Raw genomic sequence first — 18,016 nt, 5'->3', positions numbered from 1 at the left:
TTTTTTAAAAAACTAATTATCTTCAAAAATAACGAGCATATTTAAGAATCAATAAAGGTTTAAATCACTACGCCTTGCTCTTGGGCAATTTGGGCAATCAAATCGTAAGCGATACTGCCTTTAAAAGGTATCTTTGGCAAGTTTGATAAATCAAAAAAGTCTGCATGCGATAGCTCATCTTCTTGCAGTACAATATCACCGCTTTGATAGCTGGCGCGAAAGCCCAGCATTAAGTTTGAGGGAAAAGGCCAAGGCTGACTGCTGACATAGCGGATATCACTTAGAGTAATACCAACTTCCTCAGCAACTTCACGTACCACAGCGTGCTCTAAGCTTTCACCCACCTCGACAAAGCCTGCAATCAAACCGTACTGTAGCGGCAAGCTGGTCTGACCATAACGATGATGATGAGCGAGCAATATCTGGGTCTCGCCTGTCTCTGGATTAGGGCGCGTTATGGCAGTGATGACGCAGGGCTGTACGCGTGGATATTGACGCAATCGACATACCGAGCACACCATCGAGCGCTCGCCTGATTTAGCGCTATTGACAGTAGCACCACAACGACTACAGAACTGGGTATCTTCACGCCAGCGTAGCAGTTGAATGCCTTGACTGAGCGTATCAGCTACCGCGCTTGGCATTAGTGTGATCAGCTGCCGATAGGCAATAAAGGCGGCGGTATCGGCATGACAAGCAGTCAAATCATTGATATGGTCAGCGTCAACGATTGTGGGTAGCGCCAGCTTATGGCTTAGCGCATAGGCATGACTGATAGCAAACAGCGTTACCGCGTTTGGCTCTTTATTAGCGCCTGTTTCATTAGCGCTTGGTGATGATAATCTATTTGTCTCATGAACCTCTATAGCAGCGAATAAGGGCACGCACCCAAGCTGATAGACTGGAGTATGTTGAGCATCAGAGGTTTGATTTGATGATAGGGTAGAAAGCGAAACTGGTAGCGGACGTATGCCATCTGCGGTTTGATGGCATAATACCGTTTCATCTTTAAATACAAACGCGCAAGTCATAACTTATCCAATATTAAAAAAGTGTTTATCGCCAAACGGGTATAGATTAGGCAGCAAGCAACTGACTTAAGCTGTGTTGTCCTACATTTAAGGATTGCTTACTAATAGGCCTGTTATGTTGAGAGTTTTCTAGATAATAATCAATAGACATCATGACATTAGCGATATTGGCGAGTATATCGTCATTAAAAGGCAAATTACCTGCAAAACGCTGCTCCAGAAATTTTGCCAATTGATTGAGCATAGTCGCTGAAATCGACAGCTGTAAAAAACGCATCGCCCCAGCAACTTGGTATAACATTTCAGGTAAATGCTCTAAAATTAGTGAATTATCCTCTGTTATCGTCAAGTAATCATCAATGATTTGTTCAGCACGAACTAAGGTGACGCGGCTCTCTTTGAGCAAAGTTTCATAAGCACTATTGAGCTGATGTAGTGAAATATTAGTATTACTGATACACAAGTAGATCTCGCCGGGTGTATGCTTCTCAGTCATAGTGATCATCGCGTTTTCAGCGCTCATTAGCGCCAGCAATAAATGATCAAAATCATCAGGGCTCGGCTTTTGCCACTGCATAACCGCTTGGCCTGCATCTTGTATAGCCGCCGCTGCATTATCCAAAACCAACAAACGTAACGTTGAGCTCAGTTCTAACAGATCAGTGGCGATTGCCGTTGCTTGAAATTTGGCAGTCGTCACTGCAAAATTCGAAAAATTGCCACGCGAGTAGCTGTCGACTTTCTCTTTAATATTATTTATCTGAACTTGAAACAAAGCATGCAGCGTATTGACGACTTCTCGATTGGGACCAAATAAAAAATTCTTCAACTGCAGACGTTGCGAGCTATCCAAGGTATTTCTAGAGTATTGCTCGCAGAGCTGCTCAGCCTGCACATGATTACGCTGGCAAGCCAAACTGACTAAATCAGCGAAGCGAGTGTCTACAACGGGTAAATAGTTTTGAAACTGCTGCTCCAAATAAATTAGCGTATGCTTATAGCGAATATTCAGCGGCAATATCTGCTCAATGTCAGTCACGATGGCATTAGCCGCTTGCCAAAACAGACTTTGAGAATGAGTGGCAATTAGTGCACAAGCGGCGCTCATAGCCTCAATCTTTGGCTTCTCAGCAGCACTAACTTGACCATCTGTATTCGCTAGTACGACCGCAAGACCACTACGATAGGCGTGGGTCAGCAGCTCCGTATCTACATCAAGTGCGCTCAATGGCTCAAAGTTTTGCTCAGGGTTGGCGATGACGACACTACTACTACCAAAGCGAGAAAAATAATTTTCATCTATCGCTTCCTTTGATTGGTGCGCATGTAGCTTATTTATAATGATTGCTAGCAAAGTAGGTTCTACAGTCTCTGTCAATAGCACAAATTCAACGTAACGATCAAGCGTCATAATAGCTTCTGACAAATCCATAATCAGTGCTGTATTATCATCGTTTTCGCTATCAAATAACTGCTGTAAACCGCCTTCTATGGCACTACTTAAAACCTCTGCACCTTTTAATGAGATCATCTCAAAAATACTAGCCAGCTGTTTAAACACCTCTACTGAGTCTAATAATAAATCGACTTGCTGTTGGTCATCATTAAATTCACTAAGATGAAACTCAGCATCTTTTAGAGTGAGGGCAATCTCTTTATGTAATAAATGAAGGGAGGGTAGATCAAAATTAGTAATACTAAGTATGGGCGTGCTCAGTCCTGACGGTTCAGATTGGCGCATAATTATTTTCCTTAAAAAGAGACAAACTAAAAGTATAAAATTATTATTGTAAGATTATTTAGACTCTAGACCCATTGCGACATTTTATTTTCAATCTCAGGATGTTCTGTTGCCAAATTAGCAAACCAAGCATGATGGGCCGTGTTATCACTGCTCGACTCCAATAATAACGCGGCAAGGGTGGCAAAGTTGGCATGAGTCGTCGCACCACCATCGCTTTGCGCGTCCTCTTCAATAGCTAGCGTCACTTGACCACCAGTCATCGCCAGATAAACCTCAGCCAAAATCTCTGAATCTAGTAAAGCGCCATGAAAGGTACGATCTTGCTTACCGACATCTAGACGACGTACTAAAGCATCAAGCGTGTTTTTCTGTCCTGGGTATTGCTGCTTGGCCATGAGGAGTGAGTCGGTAACTTGCACGCGCTGTGCAAAGTCGCTCATACCCACTTTATCAAATTCCATAGTCAAAAAGTTCATATCAAAAGAGGCGTTATGAGCGATAATCTCGCTGCCATCCATAAACTCATAAAGTGACTGTGCCACTTGATCAAAGGTCGGCTTGTCGGTCAAAAAAGCCTCTGAGATACCATGGATTCTTATGACTTCTTCATCCATTCCACGCTGCGGATTGATATAAACATGCAGCTTCTCACCCGTAAATTTGCGCCCAACCATCTCAACGATACCCACTTCAATCACTCGATCGCCCTTGAGCGCATCTAAGCCTGTGGTTTCGGTATCCATAATCAGCTGACGATCATTCTCACCGCGATGGATAGGCTTTGGTAATAAGGGACGAAAATGTGGATTAGCGCGACTGGTATCACCATCGAATTTTGGTAGACCTGTTTGATGATCATTATCTGTATTTACAGGGTCTAAAATCATAGGGTCTGAATTCACTGGGTCTAAAATCACAGTATTTGAAGTTGTAGTATTTGCAATCATCGTATCAGTACTCATCGGCTTAGTTGTCGACATCTCGGATATAGGTGTTGTATCATAAGGCTTATGGTTCGCTGCAACGGTCAAACTTTTTTCTGTAGTGACAGAGTCGTTTAACAAAACAGTATCTTCTAGTTCTTGTGCCTCTTCATCCTCAAAGTCATCAAGACCTAGCGGGTCAAAGCTTAGCCAATCATTATCAGCATCAATCGCTAAAGGCTGTTTTTTTTTAATAGCGTTTTTAATAGCGTTATTAGTATCGCGCTCGCTACTTGACGTGACCCCTAAATTGGCCAGCTCATCGGCTTTTTCGTTACCCGCGTGTCCTGCGTGACCCTTTACCCAATGCCAATCTACATCACGTGCGTTATTTAGTGTATCTAATTGCTGCCATAAGTCTTGATTGGCAACGCTCTTTTTACTCGCCGTTTTCCAGCCGCGTTTTTTCCAATTAGCAATCCACTCGTTAATGCCGTTTTTGACGTAACTCGAATCCGTCCATAGCTCTATTTTTATATCCTGCGGACTGTGCTCGAGGGCGGAGATTGCCCCCATCAGCTCCATACGATTATTGGTCGTTTCTGGTTCGCCGCCATATAGGTCTTGACTGCTGCCATTACTAAATATAAGGTGCGCGCCCCAACCACCAGCGCCAGGATTACCCTTACAGGCACCATCGGTATAAGCGATGGTCACATTTGGTTTTGCTGCCATAGGATTAGTTGTGTGATGGTTACTTAAGTTCTCTGACATAACGTTTTCTGACATAAAAGCTCATTGATAAGGGCTAGTTATTTTAGTTTAGAGATAACACTAATTTTATTGAGATCAGCTATTTTTGGTATGACCGTTAAAGCGCTATTTTATACCGCTTAGTGTAACAAGTAGTGTAGCAAATTAAACCAAGGTGATGATAATAAATACACTCGAGTATGAAATATAAAAATAGGAAGCTTTGCTCCTTAAGCGCACATATCAAAACAGAATTATCCTCAATATTTGCTAAAATATCACTACCATTTTATTTTTAATGCAGGATAACTACTTTATGCCTATACGCTCAAAAGCTGCTTGCCAAAAACTTTTTCAAGATAACAAGCTAAAAGCGCTTATGCTAACGGCTGTTATCGGTAGCATGTTGTCATTAACTGCTTGTAATAATACCGACAGCGTCGCTGAGACTGAAGTTGCCGCTGCCGTTGATTTGTCTGTCTTTGAGGGCTGCTATACCGTCAGTTTCGATGAACCTGCACAGATCAAAGTCAGTGAGCAACAAGGCGCGTGGGTCATGCAAATGAAAGAGCCGGCCAGCGCCAACCGAGTTTGGGATGATCCAGAGGAATTAGAAGTGGTCGATAACAGTGAGATTCCAAAGTTCTTTTCTATCGATCCAGATAACGTCGATGGGGTAATCGCGCGTCCTGATCGAGTGTTAGTATTGGCTCACGTCAAGCCCGTCTATGCTAGTATAGACCCCTTATTAGATAGTGAATATTTATCTTATATTTATAAAGGCGCGAATACTATTTATCGGGTTGAGTGTGATGAGGTTAACACCGATATCTTGGCTAATCCGCATGCCAATATAGTCATCGACAACGTCAATGAGAGTATTTGATCCATAAAAAGATAACAACGCCCTATAAAAGTAAAAGCATTATAAGAGTCAACAGCTATGAATTTTTTGAGTTATGTCATATTAGGCGGCTTATCTTATGCCGCAGGTTGGGCTATCCGCACTCATGTATTAAACAAGCAGCCTGAGTCTGACACGCCTTATACTTTAAAGCATCCTGCTATTTTAGGGTATCTAGGTGGGTTTTTTATTATTATGTTGATTATCTCATGGATGATTGGGCGTTATATGTTGGGTCATATTCAGCTGGACTTGATGTTTATTATTATTAATAGCATTGTGGCGACTTTTGTATTCTCATTTGGCTTAAAACCAGAAAAGTCATTGATTTGATAAGCCTTTTCTATTAATGTTGAATACTTGTTGGGGCGAAACTGTCAAATACGCTATTTCAAAACTATATAAGCAAAAACACGGTCAAAGAAAATATTTTCTGACCGTGTTTTTTGTTAAAGCTAACGGTTATTTAAGTTTTAGACTTTGAATCTTCATCATTACTATCTACCTCTGATACTATTTTTTTATCTTCATCATCACTATTGGTTTTCTCGTCGTCAGCTTCCTTGTCATCATCATTATCAGCTTTGCTGTTATCTTGCTCATCGCTGGTTGCGCTATTGGCTTTATTCTTTGACTGCTTATCTTCGGTTTGCCCATCCTTCCAGTTTTTATACTTAAGTAAGTCCTTTTCAATTAACTTTAGACAGAACCCCAATACCAAAGCGTCATCCACTTGACCAATAAAGGGAATAAAGTCAGGAATGATATCGATCGGGTTAATGACATAGAGTAAGCCCACAACGGCTGCAGAGATAGTCTTATAAGGGACGTCGCGGTAATTACCTTGATAATAATCTTTGGCTAAACTGAATAGTAATAGCAGATCCTTAGCATAACGTTGCAAGCCTTTACCATTATTAAGTTGATCATTAATTTTACTCTCTTTGCTGACAATCAGCTTTAGGCTATCTAAAAGGCCTTTTTCATCTTTTTCTTTGTTTTCATCGATATCAGTCATTTTTTATCATCCTTGTTATTATAAAACATTATACTTTAATGCTGTTTACGCTTAGCTACTATTTATATCTGATTATTACTAATACTCAGCTGCCATTCACGTTTAACTACTATAGCAAGAGTAACAGCATGCGCCAAACAAGCTGATAAGGTATTATGTATCGTTTTATTTAAGGCAATGACAAGCTTTGAAGTAAGACTAGGGGCTGTATAGTCTGTGATGAGCGCTTAAAATCAAATGAAAGGTAGAGTGATGAAAAATAGGACGGATAGGCTTAGTCGCCGACGGTTTTTGTGCAAGGTGGGAGTAGGGGCAAGCGCCAGCTTACTTGCCAGCCAAAGTATCGCCCAAGCACTATTAAATACTGATACTGCTGAGCAAAACAGAAACGATGCGCAACTGACCAAAGATGATCTGCCAACCTCTGGGCTAGATAATAATCAATTCATAACGTCTAATGCTAGAGATACCAATCCTCAAGCCAATTGCATAACGCCTACTATCGAGACGCACCTATTTGCCAGCTCCAATGTTGGTGCTAGTAATACCCGCAATCAGTTAGCTCTACAACGTATGGCTTGCTCGGGATTTAAAGTTAACAATCCAGCGGTTACTGAGCGTCAGTATTTGCGCTTTGCAGGTACTGATAGCCAACGCGCCAGTGATCTACAGAATATCGCTACGGGCGCTATCGCTGCGCCCAAGCTGTTATTAGGGGTGCGCGGCGGTTATGGCGCTATGCGCATTTTGCCGCTGATTGATTGGCAAACGCTTGGTCGCATTATGACCGAGCGCGGAACGATACTGGCAGGATTTAGCGATGTTACCGCTATTCAGTGTGCGCTACTGGCGCAAGGGAATATGAGCTCACTTGCCGCGCCGATGCTGTATAGCGAGTTTGGCAAAACCAATCCTGATCAAGTCAGCTGTCGGCAGTTTGCCAAAGCCCTGACTGATCCGAACCTCATTATCGATGTTGCCAGCGCTGCGATTACGAGTGAAAAGCTACCTACCGTATTAGCGACTAACGCCACACAAACGATAACGGGCACTATCTGGGGTGGTAATCTCAGTGTGGTATCAGCGCTGGCAGGTAGTCCGTATATGCCACGTATCAAAGGCGGAATTGTGTTCTTAGAGGACGTCGGTGAGCAGACTTATCGCATCGAGCGTATGCTTTATGATTTGTACTTAGCAGGCGTGTTCAAAGATCAGCAAGCGATAATCTTTGGGTCGATCACTGGTACAGGTGAGGACAGCTATGACGCGCGCTATGATATCTCTATCGTCATTCAAAACTTGCATGAGCTGACAGGATTGCCTATCTATAACGGTATGCGCTTTGGGCATATTGCACAAAAGCAAAGCTTTCCGCTTGGGGCGACTTGCGAGATAAGTGCTGATAATAGTGGCGGTTATCGATTACGTTTTGCCGATTACCCTGTTATTGATGCTGGGGCTGGGGCTGTGAATGTTGAGGGGTTATGGCATATTTTTCCCTCAACGCGCCAATGATGTCGTCACTATTTTTAATAACAGTATTATCGGGCGATGCTGTAGCAATGAGCCATAATTATTATCTTTTTTGTTCGTTTCTAACACAAGAATAGCAAACTTTAAAAGTGTTAATCATACAGCTATCCAAGCGGTTAGTTAGGTGACCGTTATTTGCTCATCCCAATACGGCGGCGCACCATAATAGTCCGTCATAAAATCAATAAAACACCTAATCTTATAAGGTAGCAGCTTTTTGTGGGCATAAACGGCATATAAGCCTAAAGGGTTTGGCTCATATTCAGGCAGTACTATGACTAGTTTGCCAGCATTTAGTGCTTTACTAGCAATAAAAGTTGGTTGTAACACCAATCCTGCGCCTTCAATAGCGGCCTCTACTAAGACATCGCCATTGTTACTCCGAAAAACACTACTTTCCTTAAGCTGTTTTGCTTTTAAGTATTTAAATATTTCTCCCTTAGTCTCTACATTCATATAGCTGTAATGCAAATAGCGATGTGCTTCTAGATCCTCAAGTCGTTTAGGAGTGCCATGAACCTTTAAATACTCAGGTGACGCGCACAGTACTACGCGAATGGGTGCGATTTTTTTAGCAATAAGTGATGAGCTTTCAAGTTGTCCGATACGCAGGGCAATATCAAAGCCTTCTTCAACGATATCCACCTTTCTATCACTTAGTTGTAAATCAACAGTGACTAAAGGATAGCTTGCCTGAAAGTCAGCAATCAATTTTGCCATATGCTTTAAAGCAAATGAGACAGGGGCACTGACTCGAAGAGTACCCTTAGGATGCTGCTGTAAGCCGCCTAATTGCGCCTCCATATCATCGATACTCAATAAGATCTGCTGCGCGTGGATAAAATATTGGCTGCCAGATTCAGTCACGCTTACTTTACGAGTAGTGCGATTGAGCAGGCGAGTATGTAACTGCTCCTCTAACTTTGCCACATACTTACTCACCAACTGCGGGGAGAGCTGCATAGTAATGGCAGCCTTGCTAAAACTGCCTTCTGTCACTACCGCTACAAAAGCACGCATCGCGTCGATTCTATCCATGTCTCGTCCTTTATTTATCTTAGTAATGAATTTATTATAAATGATATGTTGATTATCATTCAATATATCTTGTCTTAATCTTTACTGCTGTTGATAGTAAAGTATGTCTATACCTAATGGCTTAACCGCCTATTTATTGAAATGCTATGGAGTAATCCTCGATGAAAAACTCATTATTGAATAAAGCTTTTACAACAGATGCTGGATCGGCAGCTTTAATTCTTCGTGTACCTGTAGGCTTGATTTTGATGGCTCATGGAGCCCAAAAGCTATTTGGTTGGTTCGGTGGTAATGGACTGGCAGGAACAGCTCAATGGCTAAGCAGTATGGGTATGGAGCCTGGCTTACTAATGGCAATACTAGCAGGAAGCGCTGAATTCTTCGGTGGCCTTGCTTTAGTGCTGGGACTGCTGACGCGACCTGCTGCCATAATTGCAGCCTTTACTATGCTCGTTGCTATTTTTTCTGTGCATATCGGTAATGGATTGTTTGCGGCTGATGGTGGCTATGAGTACGCACTAGTGTTGATGGTGGCGCTAATTGCGTTAGCCGTACAAGGCGGTGGCCATCTCAGTATTGATAATGCATTCTCAGAGAAAACAGGGCAGGTTTAACGATTATAAATAAAGGCTTCGTGCTCATGAACAGTCAAATAACCCTAGTCAAGCAGCCAGTATTGTTTATACCTCACGGTGCAGGACCATGCTTTTTTATGAAGTGGCAACCAGTTAGCACCTGGGACAAAATGGCTGAGTTTTTGACAGGTATTTCTAATCGTCTGCCACAGCGTCCCAAAGCTATTTTGGTAATTAGCGCCCATTGGCAGACGCCTGAGTTTAGTATTACCGCGGGCATGCAACCTGAGCTTATTTACGATTATTTTGGCTTTCCTGAGCATACTTACCAATTGACTTATCCTGCATTTGGCGCCCCCGTATTAGCTAAAAAGATCAGTGAGCTGCTTACCGATGCAGGTATAAATAACAATCGAGACTGCTCTAGAGGTTTTGATCATGGGATGTTTATACCGTTGAAGCTTATGTTCCCTGAGGCAGACATTCCTGTAGTACAGCTATCGCTGCGCAATGATTTAAATCCAAAGGTGCATATAGCTACTGGTAAAGCACTAGCTTCATTAAGACAAGAAGGGGTGCTAATCATCGGTAGTGGTATGAGCTTTCACAATATGGATGGCTACAACGATGCAACTTTTACTATGCCATCAGAGCGTTTTGATGAGTGGTTAACGACCACGGTTGCAGCTGATCAAGATGAGCGCTTTGCTGGTCTCTGTGATTGGACGCAAGCGCCCTATGCCTTGGATTCTCATTTGTTAGGTGCAGAGGAACATTTGTTGCCACTTATGGTAGCAGTAGGCGCAGCAGAGGGAGATAAAGGTCATAAGGTTTACTCCCAGCAAGTGCTTAAGACTCAGTTATCAGCCTTTCAGTTTGGCTAACTTTAATAAGCAGATACAAACCTAATTATTAATAAACTAACGCTCATTTATCAACAGGAAAATAGAATGAAAACCGAACTTGATGACAATAAAAGCTTATCTAGTGCAACTATTCTAACGCAGAGTCCACAGCGGATAATGAATCGGCTGTGCAAACACTGGGCACACAAACTACCAGTGACTCTTAGCCCAGATCAAGGTGAGATTGAGCTGCCTATGGGTATCTGTCGATTGCATTGTACCGATTAACTGACAGTGGAGCTTAGCAGTGATACCGAACAGATGGCAAGGTTACAGGAAGTAGTAAGCGATCATCTGCTACGCATGGCAGGCAAAGAAACGCTTATTATCGAATGGACTTGATTTGTTAATATAGCTGGACAGACTCTAGTGCCTTGGCATGTTTCTATCGGTACACTAGTATTGGTTAAAGTTAAATTCAACCTTATCAACATAACGAAAAGCATACATATTTTTTACTAAAAACAGCTCTAGAATGAACTGTGATTTGAAGAAAAAAGTCATTGTTATATATATTAGTAAATTGATCAGGAAGAACAATTTAAGGCAGCTCATGCCTCTGTAAAACAACAAGGAATAGTTTATGTTATATCCGTATCCTAATACCAACGACAGCAGCGTTCAATTTAAAGAAAAATACGACAACTTTATCAATGGCGAGTGGACCGCGCCCGTCGATGGTGAGTACTTTGATAATACTAGCCCTATCGATGGCAAAGTTATCTGTCAAGTGGCACGCTCTAAAGAAGCGGATATCGAAAAGGCATTGGATGCCGCTCACGCTGCTAAAGACGCTTGGGGTAAAACCAGCGTGACAGAGCGCTCTAATATTTTGCTTAAGATCGCTGATAGTATGGAAGCCAATCTAGAAGCCATCGCTATTGCTGAGTGCTACGAGAATGGTAAGCCCGTACGCGAGACACTGGCCGCCGATATTCCCTTAGCTATTGATCATTTCCGTTATTTCGCTGGTGCCATTCGTGCGCAAGAAGGCACACTGAGTCAAATCGATAACGATACCGTCGCCTATCACTTTCATGAACCCCTTGGCGTCGTCGGTCAGATCATTCCTTGGAACTTCCCCATCTTAATGGCCGTATGGAAATTGGCCCCAGCGCTTGCTGCAGGTAACTGTATCGTCCTAAAGCCTGCTGAACAAACGCCTGCCTCTATTCTGTTTATGCTCGATATCATTGGTGCGGCAGATATCCTTCCTAAAGGGGTGCTTAACGTCGTTAATGGTTTCGGGGTTGAAGCCGGTAAGCCGCTAGCCTCTAATCCACGCATCAACAAAGTAGCCTTTACAGGTGAGACCACCACAGGTCGCCTGATCATGCAGTACGCCAGTGAAAACATCATTCCCGTGACTTTAGAGCTCGGTGGTAAGAGTCCGAACATCTTCTTCGCCGACGTTATGGATGAAGATGATGAGTTCTTAGACAAAGCTATCGAAGGCCTCGTGATGTTTGCGCTTAACAGTGGCGAGATCTGTACTTGTCCATCTCGTGCCCTTGTGCATGAGAGCATCTATGACAAGTTCATTGAGCGTTGTGTCGAACGTGTCAAAGCGATCAAAATGGGTAATCCACTAGATACCGATACTATGATTGGCGCACAAGCCAGCTCCGATCAGCTAGAGAAAATCCTATCTTACTTGGATATCGGTAAAAAAGAAGGCGCGAAAGTGTTAGTCGGTGGTGAACGTGCCAAACATGAAGGTAGTATTGCAGAGGGCTACTATGTACAGCCGACTATCTTTGAGGGCACCAATGATATGCGCGTGTTCCAAGAAGAGATCTTTGGGCCCGTACTTGCTGTGACGACTTTTAAAGATGATGATGAGGCGATGAGTATTGCTAATGACACGCTATATGGTCTAGGTGCAGGCGTTTGGACTCGCAGTGTACACAAGGCTTATCGTTTTGGCCGTGGTATTCAAGCAGGTCGTGTATGGACCAATTGTTATCATCTCTACCCTGCTCATTCTGCATTCGGTGGTTATAAGCAGTCTGGTATCGGTCGTGAGAATCATCTAATGATGCTCAATCATTATCAACAAACCAAAAACATGCTGGTCTCTTATGATCCAAAAGCTATGGGATTCTTCTAAAGATTAATTTAGAAAATGAGGAGCATGTACTGATCACACTGTCAGCGATCCGAATCTACTAACGGCTAATAATTTGAGCAAAAAGTAGATTCGTAAAGCTGATAGTTTTGTTTTTAGTAACATTGCTTCGATGATAACTCTCCGGTTTATTAGACGAGTTTAGGGGTACAGCATGGAAGATTCCAATAATCAGATAGATGGTGGATCAAATAACAGTATTGAAAATAACAAAGAGTATTTTGCTAAAAGACAACTTGAACAAGGGGCAGTGGGCTGGGTACTATTAATAGGTCTCGGCGTTGCCTACGTCATTTCTGGAGACTTTGCAGGTTGGAACTTTGGTCTTGCACAAGGAGGTTGGGGAGGTTTATTCGTTGCTCTAATAGTCGTTGCTATAATGTATTTGTGCATGTGTCTTTCAATGTCAGAGATGGCAACTATGTTACCTACGGCAGGTGGGGGTTATAGCTTTGCACGCACAGCCTTTGGTCCTTTAGGAGGCTATTTAACAGGAACCGCTATTTTAATTGAATACGCTATTGCACCAGCTGCTATTGCGGTGTTTATTGGGTCTTACTGTGAATCACTTTTCGGTATCGGAGGGTGGATCGTATATTTGTCGTGCTATATACTTTTCATAGGTCTCCACTTAAAAGGTGCTGGAGAAGCATTAAAAATAATGTTTGGTATTACCGCAGTGGCATGTATCGCACTAGGCGTATTCATAGTTTCCATGTTTCCACATTTTGATAGCAAAAACTTATTTGATATTGCAGTTGGAACTGAAACAGGTGCCAGCTCGTTCCTACCGTTTGGTTATATCGGTATATGGGCTGCTGTTCCTTACGCCATTTGGTTCTTCTTAGCCGTTGAGGGTGTGCCTCTAGCTGCTGAAGAAGCTAAAGATCCTGCTAAATCTTTGCCTCGTGGTTTGATTGGTTCAATGTTGATTTTAGCGACGTTTGCACTGCTTGTGCTACTTCTAGGTCCGGGTGCTGCAGGTGCAGATGCATTAAAAGATTCGGGTGCGCCTTTAGTTGACGCCTTAATTGCCGTATACGGTAAAGATACATGGTTAGCAAGTTTTGTGAATTTCGTTGGTCTTGCAGGTCTTATTGCAAGCTTCTTCTCTATTATTTATGCTTACTCTCGTCAAATTTTTGCATTATCTCGTGCTGGTTATTTGCCCAAAAAGCTCTCACTAACTAACAGTAATAAGGCACCTTATCTAGCTCTTATCGTTCCTGGTATTATAGGTTTCTTACTATCACTTACCGGTGAGGGTGATCTTCTAATACTCATGGCAGTATTTGGTGCCACTATTTCATATGTACTTATGATGGCTTCTCACATCAAATTACGTTTATCTCGTCCTGATCTTCCTCGTCCCTATAAAACACCAGGTGGTATCTTTACTTCCGGTATCGCACTAGTTTTGGCATCACTTGCAGTAATAGCTGGGTTGATGGTCGATCCTAAGGTTTGGTTTATGGCTGCAGGAATTTATGTGGTATTTATTCTCTACTTCGTTATATTCAGTCGTCACCACTTAGTGAGTGGTACACCAGAAGAAGAATTTGCTCAAATTAAAGCTGCAACAGATGATTTGAGTTAAAGTCATTTACCATTATGTCTTATTAATTCAAGATAATTTGCTAGTGTGGTTTTAAGTTTAAGCGATTTTGAACCACACTTTTAAAATTATCTTCGATATATGTGCAATAAAGAACGTATTGAAGATAATTGCGAACACACAGATTTAGGGTGTATAAAATGGCATATCAACATACAGTAGGGCAACGAAACTATCAGTTTAAAGACTTGAAAATGTTACTTGCAAAAGCATCACCGAAGCGCTCTGGCGATGAGTTAGCTGGAGTTGCTGCCTCTGATGCGACCGAGCGTGTTGCAGCACAAATGGCTTTATCTGAATGCCTGCTAAGCGATTTTTTAACTGACTTTCTTATTCCTTATGAAACTGACGAAGTCACTCGCTTAATTATGGCACAGCATGATCCTCAAGCTTTTTCTAAGATATCTAGTTTTACAGTTGGTGATCTTAGAGACTGGCTCTTAGGAGAGTCTGCAACAACAGAGACAATATCTGAGCTAAAGTACGCTTTTACACCAGAGATGGTCGCTGCTGTTAGCAAAATAATGCGGGTGCAAGATCTTATATTGGTTGCGAAAAAGTGTCGAGTTGTCACCAAGTTCCGTAATACAATTGGCCTTGAGGGCTGTCTATCTACGCGACTGCAGCCGAATCACCCAACTGATGATATGTTAGGCATTTCTGCAGGCATTATTGATGGATTGATGTATGGCAACGGTGATGCAGTAATTGGTATCAACCCAGCTACTGATAACTTGCAAAACCTCTCTGAATTATTGAAGCTATTAGATCATGTTATATCTGAATATCAGATCCCTACACAGTCTTGCGTTCTAACTCATATCACCTCAGCCATACAACTTATTAATAAGAATGTACCGGTTGACTTAATCTTTCAGTCAATCACTGGTAGTGAAAAGGCAAACACTAGCTTTGGTATAAATCTAGACATGTTAAGAGAGGGGTACGAGGCCGGTCTTAGCCTTAATCGTGGCACGGTAGGTCAGAATGTGATGTATTTTGAGACGGGTCAGGGGAGTGCGCTTTCAAGTAATGCCCACTTTGATGCTGATCAGCAGACGCTTGAGGCGCGAGCTTATGCTGTGGCTCGTGAGTTTAATCCTCTACTGGTTAACACAGTGGTTGGATTCATCGGTCCTGAATATCTTTTCGATGGTAAACAAATTATTCGAGCAGGATTAGAAGATCATTTTTGTGGCAAGCTTCTTGGCGTGCCTATGGGATGCGATATCTGTTATACCAATCACGCTGATGCTGACCAAGACGATATGGATACTTTGCTCACTTTATTGGCGAATGCTGGAATTAATTTTATCATGGGTATTCCAGGGTCCGATGACGTTATGCTCAATTATCAAACCACATCATTTCATGACGCGTTATACGCTAGGCAATTACTTGGTTTGACTCCTGCCCCTGAGTTTGCTGCTTGGCTAAGTGATAACGAGATATACACTCAATCTAAAAATAAGATTTATTGGTCTGATAAACCGTCTGCCCTGTTGTCTGGAATAATGTGATGATCTTTTTTTGACGTGAATTAATTATTTATTGTAGTACTAACTTATGATGGAGAACTCTATGTCTATTGACTATCGACAAACGAAGCAATCGGATGTTATAGACAGTCAGCTTGAAGCAAGTAGTGCTCACTCCGATAGCGATTCTACCGAACTGGTTCATAGGGATGTTTGGCAAAAACTAAAAGAACATACAGACTCCAGAATTGCTTTAGGTCGGGTTGGCTGTAGTATTCCGACCAAACCCTTATTAAAATTTCAGCTTGATCACGCGGAAGCTAAAGATGCAGTACTACAGGATCTAGATGTCGACGCTTTAATAGCTGATTTATCTAAATATTGCAATACAACTATTACAGAGATAGACATAGATAGAACAGCTGAAGATTTGCTACAGACTAATAGTCAAGAACCAGAACAGTCAGACGATAACTTGCAACTCCTTAAAGTAATGAGCCAAGCTAAGAATAAAGCGGACTATCTTAAACGTCCAGACTGGGGAAGATTGCTAAGTACTGACTCATCTAAGAAGGTAGGGCAGTTTGGTGAAGATAAGTCTTATGACGTAGTGATTGTCATGGGAGATGGTCTATCTGCAAGGGCAATAGCAGAGAATGGACCAAAGCTTGTTGCAGAACTTATTCATTTATTTAAGGAAGAAGGCTGGAGCATTGCGCCATTAGTTATTGCTACTGGAAGTCGCGTTGCTTTAGGCGATGAGGTTGCAGAAAGCTTTAATGCTAAGATGTTGGTGATGCTGATTGGTGAGCGCCCAGGTCTAAGCTCGCCTGATAGCTTAGGTATTTATTATACTTGGAAAGCTCAATCATCAAGCCATGACGCTATGCGAAATTGCATCTCTAATGTACGAACAGCTGGGCTTCCAATTAGAGTAGCCGCAAGCCGTCTATTAGCACTGATGAAAAAATCTTATCAACTTGAGTTATCAGGCGTTGACTTAAAGGATGAGCAAGAGTTGCCTGTATTGAACAAAGGTCAAGCAAAGATAAAGTTTTTATAGCTGACTGAACCGCCCCGTGATTGTCGGAGACCTAACTTTCTGAGAGAATACGACAATGAAAACACGAAACTACACCCCTGAGATTAAAGATTGAGCTATTCGTATTCTAATTGAAGCTGCGAATGACTACCCTTCTACCTGGTCGGCCATTCAAGTCATAGCGCCTAAGATTGGCTGCACACCTGAAACCCTGCGATCCTGGCATAAAAAGCACATCGATAAAACCATACCAGCTACTATTCAAGCTCAAGATCAAGCTGCACGTATTAAAGAGCTTGAACGCGAGATCAAATAACTCAAGCAAGCCAACGAGATTATCAGGAAGGCATCCGCTTTTTTGCCCAGGCGGAGCTCGCCCGCTGACTAAGACAATGGTTAGGTTTATCGATGAGCATAAATATCAATACGGGATCGAGTCAGTTTGTAGAGTCCTACCGATTACTCCATCGACTTATTATCGCGCTAAAGACTTAGAGGTCTGTCCTGAGAAGCACTCATTACGCAGTCAGCATGACGGCTTCTACATTTGATACTGAGCTTAGCGAACATGGCTTTGATCAAGCAGCACTAAGACTGCGAAGCAAGGTTACGTGAACTCGTGCTTTGGGATTGATAGCGAAGAGGCTTATGAGGTAGAAGAGTTCAATATTAATGAAGGTAGTGATCAAAATGAAATACAAAAAGTTAATCCAGTGAAAACACTGCCAATACATGATGCTACAAGCACTGAGCAGGAGCTACGGCAAAGTGTGACAGCGGTAAGCTAGTACAGCCAACGCAAACTTACGGTATAAAAAAGAGCTGAGTGATTCAGCTCTCTTTTTTTGGCTAAGTACAGACAGGACTGCACAGGACGCAGTAAAAAAATATGGGACTCGATAAGTATATGAGAGGAAACGCTCTCATTCACTTATAAGGAGCAAATCATGGAAACTTTGAACACAAATACTCAGACTCAAACAATTCTGCCCTCCATTGAGCAATGCAACCACATTCCACAGCTATTAAGCATTAAAGATGTTAGTAGTTATACTGCTCTAAGCCGCTCTACTATATGAGCTTATCAATGAAAACTCTGACCGCTACGACCCAACATTCCCTAAAAAGATACAGCTTACGAAGGTAAGAGTAGTGTGGGTAGCTAGTGAGATTGCGAGTTGGATTAACACTAAGATAAATGAGCGCTAAGTCTGAATTTGTATAACTGCTTCAGCTCGATCGAGTAGGGCGGTTTAATTGCGTCCTCAATGGTATCGATCATCCAAATGGTTTTGCTCCTTGGTTATGGAGAGGAATCTATTAATTTAA

General features: G+C 42.3%; 16 protein-coding genes, 1 pseudogene and 1 other annotated feature. Of the genes and pseudogenes, 12 read left to right on the top strand and 5 right to left on the bottom strand.

The window, feature by feature from the left end:
- Positions 1–59: 59 nt before the first annotated feature.
- The 3 genes from nudC to dnaQ form a co-directional block, all read right to left on the bottom strand.
- Positions 60–1,031: an NAD(+) diphosphatase gene (gene nudC / locus ACR63T_RS08520; protein ID WP_472783690.1), complete on the bottom strand. Its 972-nt coding sequence runs from the start codon at positions 1,029–1,031 to the stop codon at positions 60–62.
- A gap of 46 nt (positions 1,032–1,077) precedes the next feature.
- Positions 1,078–2,772 (bottom strand): hypothetical protein, encoded by a 1,695-nt coding sequence (locus ACR63T_RS08515; protein ID WP_472783689.1) that lies wholly within the window; start codon positions 2,770–2,772, stop codon positions 1,078–1,080.
- A 65-nt stretch (positions 2,773–2,837) separates the two neighbouring features.
- Positions 2,838–4,487 (bottom strand): DNA polymerase III subunit epsilon, encoded by a 1,650-nt coding sequence (gene dnaQ / locus ACR63T_RS08510; RefSeq protein WP_472783688.1) that lies wholly within the window; start codon positions 4,485–4,487, stop codon positions 2,838–2,840.
- A gap of 343 nt (positions 4,488–4,830) precedes the next feature.
- Between dnaQ and ACR63T_RS08505 the strand changes: the two genes are divergently transcribed.
- Both ACR63T_RS08505 and ACR63T_RS08500 read left to right on the top strand, forming a co-directional pair.
- Positions 4,831–5,337, top strand: coding sequence for a hypothetical protein (locus tag ACR63T_RS08505; RefSeq protein ID WP_472785261.1), 507 nt, complete (start codon positions 4,831–4,833; stop codon positions 5,335–5,337).
- Between the two features lie 57 nt (positions 5,338–5,394).
- On the top strand, positions 5,395–5,688 hold the full coding sequence (locus tag ACR63T_RS08500) for a hypothetical protein (protein ID WP_201569428.1): 294 nt from the start codon (positions 5,395–5,397) through the stop codon (positions 5,686–5,688).
- A gap of 133 nt (positions 5,689–5,821) precedes the next feature.
- On the opposite strand, the gene ACR63T_RS08495 is transcribed toward ACR63T_RS08500, so the two are convergent.
- Positions 5,822–6,373: a YkvA family protein gene (locus ACR63T_RS08495; RefSeq protein ID WP_305898435.1), complete on the bottom strand. Its 552-nt coding sequence runs from the start codon at positions 6,371–6,373 to the stop codon at positions 5,822–5,824.
- A gap of 252 nt (positions 6,374–6,625) precedes the next feature.
- Here ACR63T_RS08495 and ACR63T_RS08490 point away from each other — a divergent pair, with 252 nt between their 5' ends.
- The gene (locus ACR63T_RS08490; RefSeq protein WP_472783687.1) at positions 6,626–7,888 is read left to right on the top strand and encodes an LD-carboxypeptidase; all 1,263 of its coding nucleotides are present in this window, start codon (positions 6,626–6,628) and stop codon (positions 7,886–7,888) included.
- 138 nt (positions 7,889–8,026) lie between these two features.
- Here ACR63T_RS08490 and ACR63T_RS08485 read toward each other — a convergent pair whose 3' ends face one another.
- Positions 8,027–8,944, bottom strand: a complete 918-nt coding sequence (locus tag ACR63T_RS08485) for a LysR family transcriptional regulator (protein ID WP_305898433.1) — start codon at positions 8,942–8,944, stop codon at positions 8,027–8,029.
- A 161-nt stretch (positions 8,945–9,105) separates the two neighbouring features.
- On the opposite strand from ACR63T_RS08485, the gene ACR63T_RS08480 reads away from it, so the two are divergent.
- The 9 genes and pseudogenes from ACR63T_RS08480 (at position 9,106) to ACR63T_RS08440 (ending at position 17,896) form a co-directional block, all read left to right on the top strand.
- A complete protein-coding gene (locus tag ACR63T_RS08480; RefSeq protein WP_472783686.1) occupies positions 9,106–9,558 on the top strand; it encodes a DoxX family protein in 453 nt (150 codons plus the stop codon).
- Positions 9,559–9,584: 26 nt separating this feature from the next.
- Complete coding sequence (locus ACR63T_RS08475) at positions 9,585–10,403, top strand: DODA-type extradiol aromatic ring-opening family dioxygenase (RefSeq protein ID WP_472783685.1); 819 nt, start codon at positions 9,585–9,587, stop codon at positions 10,401–10,403.
- Between the two features lie 66 nt (positions 10,404–10,469).
- A pseudogene (locus tag ACR63T_RS08470) lies at positions 10,470–10,766 on the top strand (DUF2218 domain-containing protein).
- Positions 10,767–11,007: 241 nt separating this feature from the next.
- A complete protein-coding gene (exaC, locus tag ACR63T_RS08465; RefSeq protein WP_472783684.1) occupies positions 11,008–12,534 on the top strand; it encodes an acetaldehyde dehydrogenase ExaC in 1,527 nt (508 codons plus the stop codon).
- Between the two features lie 172 nt (positions 12,535–12,706).
- Complete coding sequence (gene eat / locus ACR63T_RS08460; protein ID WP_305898428.1) at positions 12,707–14,149, top strand: ethanolamine permease; 1,443 nt, start codon at positions 12,707–12,709, stop codon at positions 14,147–14,149.
- Between the two features lie 158 nt (positions 14,150–14,307).
- Positions 14,308–15,687 (top strand): ethanolamine ammonia-lyase subunit EutB, encoded by a 1,380-nt coding sequence (locus ACR63T_RS08455; protein WP_305898427.1) that lies wholly within the window; start codon positions 14,308–14,310, stop codon positions 15,685–15,687.
- A gap of 61 nt (positions 15,688–15,748) precedes the next feature.
- Complete coding sequence (gene eutC / locus ACR63T_RS08450; RefSeq protein ID WP_472783683.1) at positions 15,749–16,708, top strand: ethanolamine ammonia-lyase subunit EutC; 960 nt, start codon at positions 15,749–15,751, stop codon at positions 16,706–16,708.
- 330 nt (positions 16,709–17,038) lie between these two features.
- Positions 17,039–17,154 (top strand) — a sequence feature (AL1L pseudoknot).
- A 144-nt stretch (positions 17,155–17,298) separates the two neighbouring features.
- Entirely contained in the window at positions 17,299–17,475 is a 177-nt protein-coding gene (locus tag ACR63T_RS08445) for a hypothetical protein (protein ID WP_472783682.1), read from the top strand.
- A 295-nt stretch (positions 17,476–17,770) separates the two neighbouring features.
- Positions 17,771–17,896, top strand: coding sequence for an AlpA family phage regulatory protein (locus ACR63T_RS08440; protein ID WP_371747938.1), 126 nt, complete (start codon positions 17,771–17,773; stop codon positions 17,894–17,896).
- Positions 17,897–18,016 lie beyond the last annotated feature (120 nt).

The organism is Psychrobacter sp. M17(2026) (assembly GCF_055699815.1).
Note: the sequence above shows the minus strand (reverse complement) of the source record. Positions and strands in the feature narration are given on the sequence as shown.

What these genes read in the sequence shown, in the direction of transcription:
- ACR63T_RS08495 (WP_305898435.1), bottom strand. Translation starts at nt 6,373, where the DNA reads ATGACTGATATCGATGAAAACAAAGAAAAAGATGAAAAAGGCCTTTTA.
- ACR63T_RS08485 (WP_305898433.1), bottom strand. Translation starts at nt 8,944, where the DNA reads ATGGATAGAATCGACGCGATGCGTGCTTTTGTAGCGGTAGTGACAGAA.
- eat (WP_305898428.1), top strand. Translation starts at nt 12,707, where the DNA reads ATGGAAGATTCCAATAATCAGATAGATGGTGGATCAAATAACAGTATT.
- nudC (WP_472783690.1), bottom strand. Translation starts at nt 1,031, where the DNA reads ATGACTTGCGCGTTTGTATTTAAAGATGAAACGGTATTATGCCATCAA.
- eutC (WP_472783683.1), top strand. Translation starts at nt 15,749, where the DNA reads ATGTCTATTGACTATCGACAAACGAAGCAATCGGATGTTATAGACAGT.
- exaC (WP_472783684.1), top strand. Translation starts at nt 11,008, where the DNA reads ATGTTATATCCGTATCCTAATACCAACGACAGCAGCGTTCAATTTAAA.
- ACR63T_RS08455 (WP_305898427.1), top strand. Translation starts at nt 14,308, where the DNA reads ATGGCATATCAACATACAGTAGGGCAACGAAACTATCAGTTTAAAGAC.
- ACR63T_RS08500 (WP_201569428.1), top strand. Translation starts at nt 5,395, where the DNA reads ATGAATTTTTTGAGTTATGTCATATTAGGCGGCTTATCTTATGCCGCA.
- ACR63T_RS08475 (WP_472783685.1), top strand. Translation starts at nt 9,585, where the DNA reads ATGAACAGTCAAATAACCCTAGTCAAGCAGCCAGTATTGTTTATACCT.
- ACR63T_RS08480 (WP_472783686.1), top strand. Translation starts at nt 9,106, where the DNA reads ATGAAAAACTCATTATTGAATAAAGCTTTTACAACAGATGCTGGATCG.
- ACR63T_RS08515 (WP_472783689.1), bottom strand. Translation starts at nt 2,772, where the DNA reads ATGCGCCAATCTGAACCGTCAGGACTGAGCACGCCCATACTTAGTATT.
- ACR63T_RS08490 (WP_472783687.1), top strand. Translation starts at nt 6,626, where the DNA reads ATGAAAAATAGGACGGATAGGCTTAGTCGCCGACGGTTTTTGTGCAAG.
- dnaQ (WP_472783688.1), bottom strand. Translation starts at nt 4,487, where the DNA reads ATGTCAGAAAACGTTATGTCAGAGAACTTAAGTAACCATCACACAACT.
- ACR63T_RS08505 (WP_472785261.1), top strand. Translation starts at nt 4,831, where the DNA reads ATGCTAACGGCTGTTATCGGTAGCATGTTGTCATTAACTGCTTGTAAT.